Genomic DNA, 15775 nt, shown 5'->3' on the forward strand with positions numbered 1-15775 from the left:
GCTGCTTCTATCAGCATCAGCTACTGCATTGTGCGCAAAACGGAGGCTGCCTCGCCTGACTTCTCCAACCGAAAAACACGATTGGTAAGATTTGCCCCACTAAACATTTTTGCCAGCTTCGCGCCTTAGAATCGACATGCAGCCGTAGGACTCAATAACCACAGACAACATTCCGAGGTAGCAATGTCATTTATGCGCTTAAGAGTGTTACGAGTTTCGGGGTCCTTGGCGACGGCCCTTGTTTCCGGTTCCCTTCTCATCACCACGCCAACATTCGCGCAACAGTCCGCAAACAGCGACCTAAACGTTCTGACCGAAGTCGCTCTTGCGTCTGATGCCTCTGAACGGCTGGAGCTTGTCAGTCGGCTGCGCACACTCTCGCAACAACTGGCGGCGGCCACCTGCACCCTGACGTCAGGTGTCGTGCCGGAAGAGGGCGAAGCGGTCTTGCACCAGGCAAAGCAGGATTTCGACCGCTACATCGCGGCGCTGCGGTATGGCGATCCAGAACTGGGGACGCTGGTGGCCGAGACCGACCGCAAGATCCTGCACGACATTGATGAAGTCGAGGCCGAATGGGCGCTTGTCGCCGAGGCCGTGCTTGCGGTCCTCGCCGACCCGACCGATATCGAAAGCGCACATTTTGTCGACGACCACAACCTCAAGCTGCTGGAATTGACGAACCAGTTGGCCAGTGATGTACGTGGCCACTACACCAATCCCTTTCAGGTTTCTGCCCGCGACTCGATGATGATCGAATTGGCAGGGCGGCAACTGATGCTTACGCAGAAGATGGCCAAGGACAGCTTTGAAATCTGGACAGGCTACAACGCAGAGGCCGCTGCAGAAGACCTCGCAGCAACAATGCAAATCTTCGGGGCCTCACTTGAGGCATTGCGCCACGGCCTCCCTGCCGCAGGGATTGCGCCGGCACCCAACGACGTCATCGCAGAGGATCTTGACGGGCTTTTGTCACGCTGGTCGGTGATTGAGGCCAACCTGCAAGCGCAACTCGATGGAGCAGTCCTCAGCGAGGAACAAAAAGCGCTCGTCTTCCACGAATTTCAGGTGGAACTTGCCGAGCTGAAATTGCTTCTGACGCATTACCGCGAACACGCCGAACGGCTTTTGTGAAAAACATTGATCAAGCTGTGCCCGCGCGCAGCTTGGTCCAATGACCTTGGCAACCGGACGGGCGCCTGACCAACGAGATACGAGCTTTGGTGAAATGGCGCGGTTGACGGGGCTCGAACCCGCGACCCCCGGCGTGACAGGCCGGTACTCTAACCAACTGAGCTACAACCGCGCGTGACGTGCGGAATACTCATCACGTTAGGAAGCGTCAACGACAAAAACGACGTTCCGGATGTTTTTCTCTGACGCGGCCGGATGGCGCTAACGATGTGGTCAGGATTTGACCCGCACGGTGCGTTAACCACGTCGCCTTTGGGCGGGTGTATGCACGGGCCGTGTACAATCTGTGTACGCATGGTGCACCGCCGGTGCACGGGCTGTGACCCGTAAAAATTGGCGTTTACCACGATTGCACAAACATCCAGCGCATATGCTGCCGGACCCGTTGCGTCATGTCTCGTGATCGGGGGAAAGCAGTGGCGCGGTTGACGGGGCTCGAACCCGCGACCCCCGGCGTGACAGGCCGGTACTCTAACCAACTGAGCTACAACCGCGCATCTGCATCATCCGGACTGACGCCCGAATGATGCGCTTCTATGAGGACGGCGCGACGCCGTCAAGCAGGCTTAACGCTCTGGCAGCGGAATAAATTCCGCATCGTCACCGGGCGGCAATTGGAAGCGCCCGTTTTGCCAATCGCCGGCGCGCCATGCCTCCTTGGCCTCTTCGATCCGCTCCTTGCTGGAGGCCACGAAGTTCCACCAGATATAACGGTCACCTTCCATTGTGGCCCCGCCAAGCAGCATCACGCGCGCGCCATTTGCACCGGCCCTCATGCTCACACGGTCGCCAGGACGGAACACCATCATCTTTCCGGCATCGAACGTCTGCCCTGCAATTTCCACTTCACCTTCAAGCACATAAGCACCACGGTCCTCGTGATTGTCGGGCAATGGCAGCTTGGCTCCGGCCTCAAGCAGCGCATCAAGATAGAACATCTCTGACGGGGTTTCGACAGGTGCACGCTCGCCATAGGCCTCGCCCATGATCAATCGCACCTGCTTGCCTTCACCTTCCAGCATCGGCAGATCGGCTTTTGGCGCATGGATGAAATCGGCCGCGCGGTCTTCGGCACCTTTGGGCAGGGCAATCCAGCTCTGGATGCCGAAAAGGCTCTGCGGTTTCTCGCGCGCAGCACCATCCATACGCTCGGAATGGGTAATGCCGTGACCTGCGATCATCAGGTTGACAGCGCCGGGTTCGATCCACTGATCGGTGCCCAGACTGTCGCGGTGATGGATCGAACCGCGATGCAGGTAAGTGACCGTGGCCAGACCGATATGCGGATGCGGCCGCACATCAATCCCCTGCCCCGTGACAAACTCGGCAGGGCCCATCTGGTCAAAAAAGATAAACGGCCCAACCATCTGACGCCGCGGCGCAGGCAAGGCGCGGCGCACCTCAAATCCACCCAGATCACGCGCACGCGGCACGATCACAGTGTCAATTGCGTCAATGTCATCGCCGGTCGGGCAGTCTGGGTCTAGTGCAGGATTCCAACTCATTGGATCACTCCTTTTCCTGATTTGACCGCAATGTAACCTGTGCGCAGAAAAGAAACATTCCCCATGCTTCCGAAAATTCTGTGCACAAATGCACCTATGAGCCGCAGAGCATCAGGCGATGTGCAAAAACAAAAATGAGGGAGGGAATGGTGGGTGATGAGAGACTCGAACTCCCGACATCTTCGGTGTAAACGAAGCGCTCTACCAACTGAGCTAATCACCCGACAGCGCATCGTTTAGGCGAAGTTTTTGGACGATGCAAGCGGCTGTTTTCATCAATTTCCAAAAGAACTCGCGATCTCGCTTTAAGTTTGTCGCCAGCCATGGACAACGCGTAAGGAAACCGACAATTTCCACGAGCAAGATCCCCCTCAACACGCGGAACGACACCAGATGCCACAGGACAGCGCCCAGAATGATACCGACCTCGGCGCTGAATTTGAGGGTGTTAAAGTTCCACATTCACCATTTCTCAATGAAAAGATGGTAAAGAGGATTGCGAAGGGGATATACGAACGCCCTGAAAGGAAACTCGCCACCAAACTGACGCGGGAATCTGATCGCGTTTTGGAAATGGGCGCGGGTCTGGGATTCGTCGGAGGGTTCACTGCATTTCATAAGAAAGGAGTCGAACTTCTCAGCTTCGAGGCGAATCCCGAGCTGATCCCTCACGTCGAACGGCTCTATCAAATCAACGGACTTTCCGCCCGTGCTTCCGTGGAAAACAAGCTGCTGATTGCTAATCCCGACCGGCCCGACAGTATGCGCTTTCACATCCATGGGTCATATCTCGGCTCCTCCGTTTACAAGGTTGGCCGCCCCAACCGCCCGAAAATCGACATTGCAACAATTGGCTGGGATGACGTGAAATCGCGGTTTCGGCCTGACGTCCTGATCATGGATATCGAAGGTGCAGAACTTGATTTCCTGACACATGCAGACCTCTCAGGTGTCCGGGCAATTATCGCCGAATTCCATCCTGACCACTATGGCAAAGAAGGTGTAAAGGCGTGCATTGATGCCGTGAACGCCCAAGGGTTACGCCAAACACATCACCGGATGGAAGTGCGGGCATTTGTTGCCGAAGGCGTCGAGGCGCCGCGCTAGCATTTAATCCAGCACGTGCTGCTCACCATTCTTGAGCCAGTAGACGCACCCCTGCCCACCATGAGGCGACTGGCCGCGATGGGCCTTTTCGCCAATCACAAGCCCACGCATGATCCCTCCGGTGATTCCGTGTGTCACGATCACTGACGGTCCGGGCAGGTCATCAAGAAAGGCCTTTACACGGCGCTTCACCGCGGCGAAACCTTCGCCGTTCGGGGCCATTTCATACTGCGCCATAAGCGGGTTCGGACCTTTGGGCATTGGCAGTTCATCGCGCAGACGCCCTGACCAATCCCCGACCCCGATCTCGCGCAGCCGGTCATCCGTCCTGATCGTTTCGGCGAGGCCTCCGAGTGCTATGGCTGCTGTCTGAAAAGCACGCCCCTGCGGGCTACAGTAGAAGTGAAAACCCTGCAGATCGCGGCTGCGCAGGATCTCATGCTGACGCGCAGCATGCAACTCACCCTTATCCGTCAGCGGTGAATCGAGCTCACCCTGCATGCGGTTTTCGGCGTTCCAGAAGGTCTCGCCGTGGCGCAGAATATAGAGTTCTGGATGGACCACGCCGGTTTAATCCGCGCTGTCTGTCTGCGCGGCGACCGTCGCATTCTTGGGTGTGCGCAGTTTCAGCGTGATCACAGAGGCCCCGCCGTCGAGGTCCTTGGCTTTTACCACTCTCATCTTCCCCAGAGGCGGCAGGTTGACTTCCTCGCCGTTTCTGAGCGCATCACCAATCAATGCGAGCGCCGCTTCTACGGCGGGTTTCACATCACGTTTCTTGAGATTGGTGCGCGCCACGACGGCATCCAGAAGATCAGGCTTCTTCATCAGCCCGACTGCTTGGCCGTCTTGTTCGGGTGCGTCTGCGCCGTCCACGAATGAGGATTGAGGTGTCTTGGCCATGTGCCAGCCTTTCATTCAGATTTCGCCGCCATACCGCGACAGATCAAACCGAAGGTCAAGCCGGTCGGCCACAAAAAAGGGCGCCCTGTTCAGGACGCCCTTCTCAATTTTAACCAAGGCTTAGTGGGCGATGGCTCCTGCCCCGCCGTTATCGCTTTTCAATGCGGCGGCGGCGGCTTCCTCTGCGGCCTCATCCCACTCAATCGGCTCCGGCTTGCGCACAAGCGCGTGCTCCAGAACTTCAGAGACGTGTTTGACGGGAATGATGGTCAATCCCTCTTTCACGTTGTCCGGAATCTCCGGCAGGTCTTTGGCATTGTCCTGAGGGATCAGGACCGTTGTGATCCCGCCACGCAAGGCTGCAAGCAGCTTCTCCTTCAGGCCACCGATCGGCATCGCATTACCACGCAGCGAAACCTCGCCTGTCATGGCAATGTCTTTGCGCACAGGGATCTGGGTCAGGACCGACACGATCGACGTCACCATGGCCAGACCCGCTGACGGGCCGTCCTTCGGGGTTGCCCCGTCAGGCACGTGGACATGGATATCGAGCGTATCAAACTTTGGCGGTTTGACCCCGATCTCGGGCGCGATGGAACGAACGTAAGATGACGCGGCATCAATCGACTCTTTCATCACATCACCAAGCTTACCGGTCGTCTTCATCCGGCCTTTGCCAGGAAGACGCAGCGCTTCGATGTTCAAAAGCTCGCCACCAACCGATGTCCAGGCCAGACCGGTGACGACACCGATTTGATCCTCTTCTTCGGCCAGACCGAAGCGATGCTTTTCCACACCAAGGAAGTCGGAAAGATTTTCGGCTGTGACTTCAATCACATCCGCCTCTTTCTTCACAATCTTGGTGACGGCTTTCCGTGCCACTTTCGCAAGTTCACGCTCTAGGTTTCGGACGCCCGCCTCACGGGTATAGACCCGTACCATCGCTGTCAGCGCATCGTCAGTGACCGTGAACTCTTTTTCCTTCAGGCCGTGGTTCTTCATGACCTTCGGAAGCAGATGCTGTTTGGCAATCTCGCGCTTTTCATCCTCGGTGTAACCAGCCAGCGAAATGATCTCCATCCGGTCCAGAAGCGGGCCAGGCATGTTGTAGGAGTTCGCTGTGGTCAGGAACATCACGTTCGAAAGGTCGTATTCCACCTCAAGGTAGTGATCGACAAAAGTCGAGTTCTGTTCCGGATCAAGCACCTCAAGCATGGCCGAGGCCGGATCACCACGGAAGTCCTGCCCCATCTTGTCGATTTCATCGAGCAGGATAAGCGGGTTGGTGGTCTTCGCCTTTTTCAGCGCCTGAATGATCTTGCCGGGCATCGAACCGATATAAGTCCTGCGGTGACCGCGGATTTCGCTTTCATCACGCACGCCACCTAGGCTGATGCGGATGAACTCGCGGCCCGTCGCTTTGGCAACCGATTTGCCAAGCGAGGTTTTACCCACACCCGGAGGGCCGACCAAGCACATGATCGGGCCTTTCAGCTTCTTGGAGCGCTGCTGGACGGCGAGATATTCCACGATCCGTTCCTTGACCTTTTCCAGACCAAAGTGATCGGCATCCAAAATATCCTGCGCGCGATTGAGGTCCTTTTTGACACGCGATTTGGTGCCCCAAGGCACGCCGAGGATCCAATCCATATAATTGCGCACTACGGTGGCTTCGGCGGACATGGGGGACATATTCTTGAGCTTCTTCAGCTCTGCTTCCACCTTCTCGCGGGCCTCTTTGGACAGCTTTGTTTCGGCGATTTTCGCCTCAAGCTCCTCGACCTCGTTCTGGCCGTCTTCACCATCACCAAGTTCCTTCTGAATGGCTTTCATCTGCTCATTCAGATAGTACTCGCGCTGGGTCCGCTCCATCTGGGATTTCACGCGGGTTTTGATCTTTTTCTCGACCTGCAACACGGACATTTCGCCCTGCATCATGCCAAAGACCTTCTCCAGGCGTTCAGACACAGACAGCGTCTCCAAAAGCGCCTGTTTCTGATCAACCTCGATGCCAAGATGGCCGGCCACAAGGTCTGCCAGCTTTTCAGGCTCGGTCGCATCACCGACAGCGGCCATCGCCTCTTCAGGGATATTCTTTTTGATCTTGGCGTAGCGCTCGAATTCGGCTGACACATTGCGCAACAGCGCTTCGATTTCAGCCGGATCGCCAGACGTTTCTTCAAGAACCTCACAGGAGGCTTCAAAGAACTGGTCGTTTGAAGCGAAGTCGGTGATCCTGACGCGTGTGCGGCCTTCGACCAGAACTTTTACGGTTCCGTCGGGAAGCTTCAGCAGCTGCAAGACATTCGCCAGCACGCCAACTTTGTAGATACCGTCCTGATCAGGCTCGTCCTGACCGGGGTCGATCTGGCTGGACAGCAGGATTTGCTTGTCGTCCTGCATCACCTCTTCAAGTGCGCGGACCGATTTCTCACGCCCGACGAAAAGCGGCACGATCATGTGCGGGAAGACCACAATGTCGCGCAGCGGCAGGACGGGGTAAGACGAACTCGTTGGTTCTTGCATGCTCTTTTCCTTTTTTCGGCAAGACGCGCCTGTCCCGCTTTGCGGCAACATGGAGCATCTCCTTGGCTTCAACATGTGGGGCGATGGGATGAAGGTTTCAAGCGCCACATCTATCGACTGGGCCCACAGTGGCGGTCATTGAAGTCGCCCGCAAGCGATGAGGGGCGATTCTTTTTGCGCTGCGGCGTTTCGCCGGTCAGAGGGGTGCGATATCGCCCTTCGCGCGGCCCGCGTGGAAATCCGCTTCCCAATCGGCGAAGGCACCTGCTGCAATTGCCGTGCGCATGCCGGCCATGATTTCCTGAAAGTAATGCAGGTTATGCCATGTCAGCAGCATCCCTGAAATCATTTCCTGCGCGCGGAAAACGTGATGAAGATATGCCCGCGAATAATTGCTGCAGGCCGGACAGGTGCATTCGGCATCCAAAGGACGCGGATCGTCTGCATGACGCGCGTTCTTGATGTTGACCACGCCGCGGCGTGTGAACGCCTGACCGGTGCGACCCGACCGGCTTGGCAGGACGCAATCCATCATGTCGATACCGCGTTTGACCGCACCGACGATATCGTCAGGTTTGCCCACCCCCATCAGGTAGCGCGGCTTATCGACAGGGAGTTGATCAGGCGCGAAATCAAGCACCTTGAACATCGCCTCCTGCCCTTCACCAACGGCCAGTCCGCCGACAGCATAGCCGTCGAATTCGATCGCCCTGAGCGCCTCGGCAGAACGCCCGCGCAGGTCTTCTTCCAGACCACCTTGCTGGATACCGAACAAAGCATGTCCCGGACGATCCCCGAAGGCATCCCGGGACCGCTGCGCCCACCGCATCGACAACTCCATGCTTTCTTGGATCCGCTTGCGGTCAGCAGGAAGTGCCGGACATTCGTCGAAACACATCACGATGTCCGATCCGAGGAGCTTCTGAATTTCCATGGAACGCTCGGGCGTCAAATGATGCCGCGATCCGTCAATATGGCTTTTGAAGGTCACACCTTCTTCGGTGAGTTTGCGCAGGTCAGAAAGGCTCATCACCTGAAACCCGCCTGAGTCCGTCAGGATCGGTTTGTCCCAGTTCATAAACTGATGCAGCCCGCCAAGGCGGTCGATGCGTTCGGCCGTCGGACGCAGCATCAGGTGATAGGTGTTGCCGAGCAGGATATCTGCGCCGGTGGCAGCCACGCTTTCCGGCATCATCGCCTTGACCGTCGCCGCTGTTCCGACAGGCATAAAGGCCGGCGTCCGGATATCGCCGCGCGGCGTGTTGATCACGCCGGTGCGGGCCTTTCCGTCGGTAGCCTTGAGATCAAATGAAAATGTCGCCGTCATGGTGCCATCCTTTGCAATGGTGTGCATATGACCGAAGTGATGTGCGATGAAAAGGCTTCTCCGGTCGCGGACTTGGCGCTAACGTCGCGCAATGGAAACTCAGACGCCAGATGCCCCCGATGCCCCCGCCGTCAATGCCGCCATTTGGGCGGGTTGCTTTATCGGTTTCGTCAGTTTCGGCTTTGCCGCGACTTTTGGGGTGTTTCTGCGCCCCATGTCGGAAGCGTTGGGCTGGTCGCGCGAGGTCTTTGCCCTATCGCTGGCCATTCAGGCAATTTGTTGGGGCATTACCCAACCGCTCGCGGGAATGCTGGCCGACCGCTTTGGCAGCGGGCGTGTTCTTGCAGCAGGTGCGGCCATCGCGGCCACCGGTTTTGCAATCCGTGGACTGATCATTGATCCGACAGTATTTGTGCTGTCCGGTATCATCGTTGGCATCGGCACTGGAGCCGCAGCGTTCCAAATCGTGATTATCGCTTTGGGAAAAATCGTCTCGCCCTCAAAGCGCAGCTTCATCATGGGACTTGGCACCGCGTCGGCGTCGGCGGGTATGTTTGTCTCAGCGCCACTTTCTGTGGCGCTGATTGGCTGGATTGGGTGGCAGAATGCAATCTTGTTTATTGCGGTAAGCTTTCTGCTGATCCTGCCCGTGTCGGTTCTGGTGCACCGCGTTTCGATCCCCACTGTGACGGCTGGAAACAGCCGGTTCGGCTATGCGATCCGCACGGCATTTCAGGATCGCGCTTATGTGCTTTTGTTCACGGGCTTCTTTGTCTGCGGGTTTCACGTTGCCTTCATCCAGACGCATCTGCCTGCGTATATCGCAGATCAGGGGCTTTCACCGGCAATCGGTGCTTCGTCGCTTGCGTTGATCGGGCTATTCAACATTGCCGGATCGTTTGCCTCTGGCTGGTCAGGACAACGGTTTTCCAAGAAACGTGTCCTCAGCGGCATCTACTTCGCCCGCGCCATCGTGATTGCGCTCTTTATCCTGGCGCCACTGTCACCCGGCAGCATCTACATATTCTCTGCAGCAATGGGGCTTTTGTGGCTGTCCACGGTGCCATTGACGACTGCGCTTGTAGCGCAGACCCAAGGCGTCTCATACCTCGCGACGCTCGGCGGTCTGATCTTTCTCAGCCACCAGACCGGCGCGTTTTTGGGGACGTGGCTGGGCGGGCGGATTTATGACACCTACGGCACTTATGAGCCGATGTGGTGGGCCGCGATTGTCCTCGGCATCGCTGCAGCGCTGATCCATCTGCCGATCCGTGAGACCCCCGGACCACTTGCCCAAGCGAGTTAAGCCGTGAAGTCACTCAGAAGCTACAATCGGCACTTTCTGACCGGGACAGGGATTATTGCCGCGGTTTATCTCGCGCAGAACATGCTGTCGTTTGCCCTGCCGTTGTTGGCGCTAGAGATCAGCGGGACAGGTGCAGGATTTGCCTTGATCACAGGCGCGGGCTTTGTTCCCAATATCCTGTTTGCGATTTTTGTGGGTGTGATCAATGACCGGATCCGCAAAGCGACAGGATTCCGCGCCTATAGCATTCTGCTAGCACTATCCTGCGCTGCGCTTTGGCTTTTGATGGTGACAGATCTGGTCAATCTGGCAGCGCTTGCCGTCTTTATGATCGCGTTGAACCTCTTGGGCTATGCGATTGGAAACCTGCAGTTCACATTGTTAAGGCTGACTGTTCCGCACACCGACCTTAGCGATGCGACATCGCTGAGCAGCGCCATAAATTCGACGATCAGCACAGTCGGTCCGGCGCTTGGTGGCCTTGCCCTCTATCTTATCGGAGGGACGGGGCTTGTTGGTCTGGTGACGTTGCTTCTCGCTGTGAGTATGGCAGCGGCCTACACGGTCACGCCCGAAGAACCCGATCCGACCCCTGCCCCGTTCTGGCCGTCGCTGCGCGAAGGTTTCGTGGTCTTCTCCCGCAATCGGGAACTTGTGATGATGACCATCGCAGTTGTGTTGACCAACGCCGCGGCAGGCGCGTTTACCGTGGCAATGATCCTCAAACTCAAGACAGGTCTGGGTGCCAACGACTTTCAGGTCGGACTCGTGGCCGCCGTCGGAGGCGTTGGCTCGATCATTGCTTCTGGTTACGCGCCCCGCCTGCGGCGCTGGCTCGGCTATCGCGCGGCGTTCTACTGGCCGATCTGGGTGTTGGCGTTGATCTGCCTTGCCGGTGCCGGAGCGCCAACACTCTGGCTATTGTTTATCATCAGCTTTTTTGAAGGCGCGTTCTCGATCTTTTACGCAATCGGGGTCTGGTCGTACCGGCAGGAAAGCACCGAGGCTGCCCATATGGGACGGGTCGCCGGAATCACTGGGGCTATCTTCAAGCTTCTGATGCCGCCGGTGATCTTTCTTGCTGGTGTTCTGACCGATGCCGAAGCCGTTGCCGCGGCCTTCTGGCTTGCAGCGAGTTTGAACATCGCCGCTGCAATTTTCCTCACAACGGTTGCAGGTTGGGGATGGCCCCGCCGTCCGGTGGCCGCATGACATCCCTCGTTGTGCAAAAAAGACCCGCGCGAAAGGTGTGGCGCGGACGACGCGACGCAACCGGCACCCTTTACGCCACAAGGCCTAATCCCTATATGTTTGCTCAGGAATTCAGGAACGGACGCCATGACGGATAGCAATGCCCAGCTTGAAGGTGCGCCAATGATCGCACCCTCGACCACAGAACACCCGCTCTATGATGATATCGTGCAAGCGTGCCGCTCTGTTTATGATCCGGAAATTCCGGTGAATATTTACGACCTTGGATTGATCTACACGATCGACATCAAGGAAGATAACGCCGTGAATATCATCATGACACTGACAGCGCCCGGTTGCCCTGTTGCAGGCGAGATGCCGGGATGGGTGGCAGACGCCGTCGAACCGCTGCCAGGTGTTAAGCAGGTCGATGTCGAAATGACGTTTGAGCCGCAGTGGGGCATGGACATGATGTCTGACGAGGCACGGCTTGAATTGGGATTCATGTAGGAAACCGTGACACTGCGCCCTCTTGAGGACGCAATGGCAGCCCACTATCTTTATGCTCAAAGGAGCAAACGCATGTTCGGTATTCCAGGCAAACAAGCGGTCACCATAACTGATAAGGCCGCAGCACAGATCGCCAAACTGATGACCAAAGATGGTCACCAGGGCTTGCGCATTGGCGTCAAGAAAGGCGGCTGCGCGGGCATGGAATACACTATGGATTACGTGACCGAGGTCGATCCGCTTGATGAAGTCGTCGAACAGGACGGCGCGCGCGTGATGATTGCGCCGATGGCGCAGATGTTCCTTTTCGGAACCGAAATCGACTACGAAGTTTCACTGCTTGAAAGCGGCTTCAAATTCCGCAACCCCAATGTGGTGGACGCCTGCGGATGTGGCGAGTCGATCAAGTTCGACGAAAAGATCGCCAGCACCTGATGGCTGTGTCGGAGGCTGATATCGCCTTCGCCACCGATCTGTTTTCCGATCTGGGGCCAGTCACAAGTCGAAAGATGTTTGGTGGTATCTGCCTTTACCTCGATGGCACAGTCTTTGCGCTGATGACAAGCGAAGGCCAGTTGCACCTCAAAGCAAAGCCACCTTTATCTGACCAGCTTGCAGCGCAAGGCTCAACCCAATTTCACAACATGCCTTACTGGTCCATGCCAGAGGCGGCCCTTGACGACCCTGCCGAGGCCTGTTCACTTGCCCGCCAAACACTGCCAACCCTGACATAAGGATCTGCCGATGCCTCGCAAACTTGCCGCCGGAAACTGGAAGATGAATGGCCTTCGGGCTGACCTCGTCGAACTGAAGGCGATTGCGGATCATGCAGAAGGCGCGGCCGTGGATGTGCTGATCTGCCCACCTGCTACACTGATCGCGGCATGTGCCGACATGACTGTGACGATTGGCGCTCAGGACTGCCACACGGCAGAGAGCGGTGCACATACAGGCGATCTTAGCGCAGAAATGCTTGCGGACGCAGGCGCAAAAGCTGTCATCACTGGTCATTCGGAACGCCGTGCAGATCACGGCGAAACCGACGCAACCGTTGCTGAGAAATCCGAAGCCGCCTACCGCGCAAATCTGACAGCCGTGATCTGTATTGGCGAAACGCTGGCACAGCGCGAGGACGGCACGACCCTTTCAGTGATTGATGCCCAACTTGCAGGCTCTGTCCCGGATAGCGCATCTGCGGCAAACACGGTGATTGCCTATGAACCCGTGTGGGCCATTGGCACAGGTAAGGTGCCGACAACTGAACAAATCGCCGAAGTGCACGCTCATATCCGCGAGCGCCTGACGGACCGTTTTGCTGACGGCGCAGAGTTTTCCGTCCTCTATGGGGGGTCGGTCAAGGCCAGCAATGCTGCAGAGATATTCGCGGTCGACCACGTCGATGGCGCACTTGTTGGTGGCGCAAGTCTCAAGGCTGCCGATTTCACGCCAATTGTTGACGCACTGGGAGCCGCAGACCGCTAGTTTGCGGGAAGCTCGACCACATCCTTCAGGCGCTCAACCGCACCCTCGATGTCCTTGATCACGTCATCGGCGCCAACAAGCGTCTCGATGTCAGGGTGATGGTCGAGGATATTCCCTGCCACAACAATCATTGCGAGTGGATGCGATATCCGCAGCGCCAGAACCAGGCGCGTCAGTCTAGCAATCAGCACATCTGAATTGGCCACAAGTACGATTGCGCGGTAGTTGCGCAGCTCTGCTTTGTCGAGGATGGTTTCATGATCCATCCCGATCATCATATCGATATCCCAACCATTCCTGCGGAAGATGTCGGTCGCGATCTCGATGCCGAGCGTGTGCGTTTCACCGGGTACCAAAGCAAACATCGCTGGATGTTCTGCGCGATTTTCGATGATCGAAGGGGCGATGACATGCCGCAAACCGCGGATGATGCGGAAAAGTTTGCCACAGGCCAGCGTAACGTCGACGAATGTGATCTTATCGGCATCCCAGAGGTCACCAAGACGCCTCGCTGCAGCAGCGACGTAGCCAAGATAGATCTGCTCGACCGCTGCCCCATCTTGACGGGCCTCAAGAATGACACGATCAGCCGCGCGGTTGTCGGAGGACAACAGCGCATCGCAGAGCCGTTCAATCTCTGCCTTTGTCGGGAACCCAGCTTTCTGCGCGTTCCTTGGCATGCGAAATGCTAACCTTCTGACTACCTCACGCGCAACGGCAATGAGAGCATCCTCTGGTAGATCCTTCTCTACGAGCCTGAATTGCTTTTCAGCTCTCTTATACTCTGCGCTATCAAACGCACTTTCGTTCAACGGCGCCTTCGCCATGAACGGACCTCCTCTTTTGGCCAAGACAAAAGTCGGCTCATCACAAGACTCACCGACAATCATTCTTAACTTGCTGTCAAAGTACCATAAAAATAGGGGGAAATGCGCGTGTCAGAAGGTCGCGGATCAGCTCTGTCAACTTAGATTGACACTTTTCGGAATGCGCATTGCTAACGCGTTGCAAAGACACATGACTATAGCAGGCTTGCAAGTTCAAAACCGCTTCGCCAAACCTGACACATGAAAAAACTGCACCAATCGCCAACTGATCCCGCCTTTGTTCAAAACCCGTACCCGTTCTATGAAAGTGCCCGCGCGCATGGCTCTTTTGTTTGGTGGGAGGATTACGGCATGGCCTGCGCGGTTTCTCACAAGATGGTTCATGCGGTCCTGCGAGACAGGCGGATGGGCCGGGAATGCCCGCCAGAGCTTGCACCGGATATCCCGTCACACCTCAAGCCATTCTATAACGTCGAAGCCCATTCGATGCTTGAGTTGGAACCGCCCCGTCATACGCGCCTGAGGGCCTTGGTGCTGCGGGCCTTCACCAGCCGGACCATCGCAGCGCTTGAGCCGGATATTCGGTCACTGTGCCACAATCTGATTGATCAATTCCCGAATGAACCTTTTGATCTATTGACCCACTATGCCCAGCCTGTGCCGGTCATTGTGATTTCCAGGCTTCTTGGCGTTCCTGAGGATCGGGCAGATGATCTGCTGAAATGGTCAAATGCAATGGTGGCGATGTATCAGGCCAGACGCACACCGCAAATCGAAGCAGACGCCGTTGCCGCCACGGAGGCTTTCGTTGCCTTCATGCGCAGCTATATCGAGGAACGCCGCAAGACACCTGCTGACGATCTGATCTCAACGCTCATCGCCGCCCGCGAGGACGGCGAGCGTCTGAGCGAAGATGAGCTCATCACAACCTGTATATTGCTTTTGAACGCAGGGCATGAGGCGACTGTCCATACGCTCGGAAACGGCACGAAAACCCTTTTGGAACAGAACGTTCGAGAGATCAATGACAGCTCCGTGGAGGAGGTCATCCGCTACGATCCACCGCTGCATATGTTCACCAGATGGGTCTATGAAGACCTCGAAATCGACGGACATCGCTTTCAACGCGGTGATCAGATTGCCTGTCTTCTGGGTGCGGCGAACCGTGATCCGGAGGCCTACACCGCCGCCGATACTTTTGATCCTTCCCGCAAGGGACCGCAGAACACCAGCTTTGGTGGCGGCATCCATTTTTGTGTCGGGGCACCGCTTGCGAGGTTGGAAATCAAATTTGCCCTAGGCGTCCTCTTTGAAAGATGCCCCGAACTAAGACTGGCCGAGCCGCCGAAGTACGGCGACGTTTATCACTTTCACGGTCTTGAGCGGCTCATGGTGACCTTGCGCTAAAGCGGCAATGCCACTGTCGATTTGATTTCTTCCATGGAGAGCAGCGCCGTGACGTTGTGGACTTTCACTTCCGATATGAGCGCCTGATAGAAAGTATCGTAGGCTCGCGCGTTCTGGACCCGCACCTTCAGGATATAGTCGATATCGCCTGCCAGACGGTGTGCTTCTTGCACTTCGGCTCTTGATCTCAATGCCTTGAGGAATTTTCCCTGCCATTCGGCGTCATGTTCAGACGTGCGGATCAGAACGAAGAAACATGCTTCAAAACCAAGCGCCTCGGCATCCAGTAGAACGGTCTGCTGGCCAATGATCCCGGCGTCGCGCATCTTGCGAATCCGGTTCCAGACTGGGGTCTTGGACGACCCCACATTCTTGGCGATTTCATCTAGCGACTGGGCTGCATCCGCTTGCAACGCCGCCAAAATCTTCCTGTCTGTTGCATCGATCCGCACTGACATTCTTATTTCTCCGCTTTGACAGGACACACGGT

General features: G+C 56.7%; 16 protein-coding genes and 3 tRNA genes. 9 read left to right on the forward strand and 10 right to left on the reverse strand.

Going from position 1 to position 15775, the window contains the following annotated elements:
• The first annotated feature begins 204 nt into the window (after positions 1 to 204).
• Positions 205 to 1134 carry a type IV pili methyl-accepting chemotaxis transducer N-terminal domain-containing protein gene (locus BM316_RS07460; RefSeq protein ID WP_165606552.1) on the forward strand — a complete coding sequence of 310 codons (930 nt, stop codon included), beginning with the start codon at positions 205 to 207 and terminating at the stop codon, positions 1132 to 1134.
• Between the two features lie 95 nt (positions 1135 to 1229).
• On the opposite strand, the gene BM316_RS07465 is transcribed toward BM316_RS07460, so the two are convergent.
• The 4 genes from BM316_RS07465 to BM316_RS07480 form a co-directional block, all read right to left on the reverse strand.
• Positions 1230 to 1306 (reverse strand) — tRNA-Asp (locus BM316_RS07465).
• 305 nt (positions 1307 to 1611) lie between these two features.
• Positions 1612 to 1688, reverse strand: a tRNA-Asp gene (locus BM316_RS07470).
• Positions 1689 to 1760: 72 nt separating this feature from the next.
• Positions 1761 to 2699, reverse strand: a complete 939-nt coding sequence (locus BM316_RS07475) for a pirin family protein (RefSeq protein ID WP_090205932.1) — start codon at positions 2697 to 2699, stop codon at positions 1761 to 1763.
• A gap of 147 nt (positions 2700 to 2846) precedes the next feature.
• Positions 2847 to 2922 (reverse strand) — tRNA-Val (locus BM316_RS07480).
• Between the two features lie 170 nt (positions 2923 to 3092).
• On the opposite strand from BM316_RS07480, the gene BM316_RS07485 reads away from it, so the two are divergent.
• A complete protein-coding gene (locus BM316_RS07485; RefSeq protein WP_090205934.1) occupies positions 3093 to 3806 on the forward strand; it encodes an FkbM family methyltransferase in 714 nt (237 codons plus the stop codon).
• A gap of 3 nt (positions 3807 to 3809) precedes the next feature.
• Here the strand turns inward: BM316_RS07485 and BM316_RS07490 are convergent, their stop codons facing one another.
• From BM316_RS07490 to tgt, 4 genes are all read right to left on the reverse strand, one after another.
• Positions 3810 to 4370: a histidine phosphatase family protein gene (locus BM316_RS07490; protein ID WP_090205937.1), complete on the reverse strand. Its 561-nt coding sequence runs from the start codon at positions 4368 to 4370 to the stop codon at positions 3810 to 3812.
• A gap of 6 nt (positions 4371 to 4376) precedes the next feature.
• The gene (locus tag BM316_RS07495; RefSeq protein ID WP_242649791.1) at positions 4377 to 4709 is read right to left on the reverse strand and encodes an HU family DNA-binding protein; all 333 of its coding nucleotides are present in this window, start codon (positions 4707 to 4709) and stop codon (positions 4377 to 4379) included.
• 120 nt (positions 4710 to 4829) lie between these two features.
• Positions 4830 to 7235, reverse strand: coding sequence for an endopeptidase La (gene lon / locus BM316_RS07500; RefSeq protein ID WP_090205939.1), 2406 nt, complete (start codon positions 7233 to 7235; stop codon positions 4830 to 4832).
• A gap of 196 nt (positions 7236 to 7431) precedes the next feature.
• Positions 7432 to 8562, reverse strand: a complete 1131-nt coding sequence (gene tgt / locus BM316_RS07505) for a tRNA guanosine(34) transglycosylase Tgt (protein WP_090207714.1) — start codon at positions 8560 to 8562, stop codon at positions 7432 to 7434.
• 91 nt (positions 8563 to 8653) lie between these two features.
• Between tgt and BM316_RS07510 the strand changes: the two genes are divergently transcribed.
• The 6 genes from BM316_RS07510 (at position 8654) to tpiA (ending at position 13051) form a co-directional block, all read left to right on the forward strand.
• Positions 8654 to 9868: an MFS transporter gene (locus tag BM316_RS07510; protein ID WP_090205942.1), complete on the forward strand. Its 1215-nt coding sequence runs from the start codon at positions 8654 to 8656 to the stop codon at positions 9866 to 9868.
• 3 nt (positions 9869 to 9871) lie between these two features.
• Positions 9872 to 11080 carry an MFS transporter gene (locus BM316_RS07515; RefSeq protein WP_090205944.1) on the forward strand — a complete coding sequence of 403 codons (1209 nt, stop codon included), beginning with the start codon at positions 9872 to 9874 and terminating at the stop codon, positions 11078 to 11080.
• A 126-nt stretch (positions 11081 to 11206) separates the two neighbouring features.
• Complete coding sequence (locus tag BM316_RS07520; RefSeq protein ID WP_090205946.1) at positions 11207 to 11569, forward strand: SUF system Fe-S cluster assembly protein; 363 nt, start codon at positions 11207 to 11209, stop codon at positions 11567 to 11569.
• A 72-nt stretch (positions 11570 to 11641) separates the two neighbouring features.
• Positions 11642 to 12004, forward strand: coding sequence for a HesB/IscA family protein (locus BM316_RS07525; RefSeq protein ID WP_090207718.1), 363 nt, complete (start codon positions 11642 to 11644; stop codon positions 12002 to 12004).
• On the forward strand, positions 12004 to 12303 hold the full coding sequence (locus BM316_RS07530; protein ID WP_090205949.1) for a TfoX/Sxy family protein: 300 nt from the start codon (positions 12004 to 12006) through the stop codon (positions 12301 to 12303). The genes BM316_RS07525 and BM316_RS07530 overlap by 1 nt, the downstream gene beginning before the upstream one ends.
• Positions 12304 to 12313: 10 nt before the next feature.
• A complete protein-coding gene (gene tpiA, locus BM316_RS07535; protein ID WP_090205951.1) occupies positions 12314 to 13051 on the forward strand; it encodes a triose-phosphate isomerase in 738 nt (245 codons plus the stop codon).
• On the opposite strand, the gene BM316_RS07540 is transcribed toward tpiA, so the two are convergent.
• The gene (locus BM316_RS07540) at positions 13048 to 13878 is read right to left on the reverse strand and encodes a cobalamin B12-binding domain-containing protein (RefSeq protein WP_090207721.1); all 831 of its coding nucleotides are present in this window, start codon (positions 13876 to 13878) and stop codon (positions 13048 to 13050) included. The two genes, tpiA and BM316_RS07540, sit on opposite strands and share 4 nt — an antisense overlap.
• 240 nt (positions 13879 to 14118) lie before the next feature.
• On the opposite strand from BM316_RS07540, the gene BM316_RS07545 reads away from it, so the two are divergent.
• Positions 14119 to 15285: a cytochrome P450 gene (locus BM316_RS07545; protein ID WP_090205954.1), complete on the forward strand. Its 1167-nt coding sequence runs from the start codon at positions 14119 to 14121 to the stop codon at positions 15283 to 15285.
• Here BM316_RS07545 and BM316_RS07550 read toward each other — a convergent pair.
• On the reverse strand, positions 15282 to 15743 hold the full coding sequence (locus BM316_RS07550; RefSeq protein WP_090205956.1) for an Lrp/AsnC family transcriptional regulator: 462 nt from the start codon (positions 15741 to 15743) through the stop codon (positions 15282 to 15284). The two genes, BM316_RS07545 and BM316_RS07550, sit on opposite strands and share 4 nt — an antisense overlap.
• Positions 15744 to 15775 lie beyond the last annotated feature (32 nt).

The sequence above is a fragment of the Yoonia litorea genome, assembly GCF_900114675.1.
Classification (GTDB): Bacteria; Pseudomonadota; Alphaproteobacteria; order Rhodobacterales; family Rhodobacteraceae; genus Yoonia; species Yoonia litorea.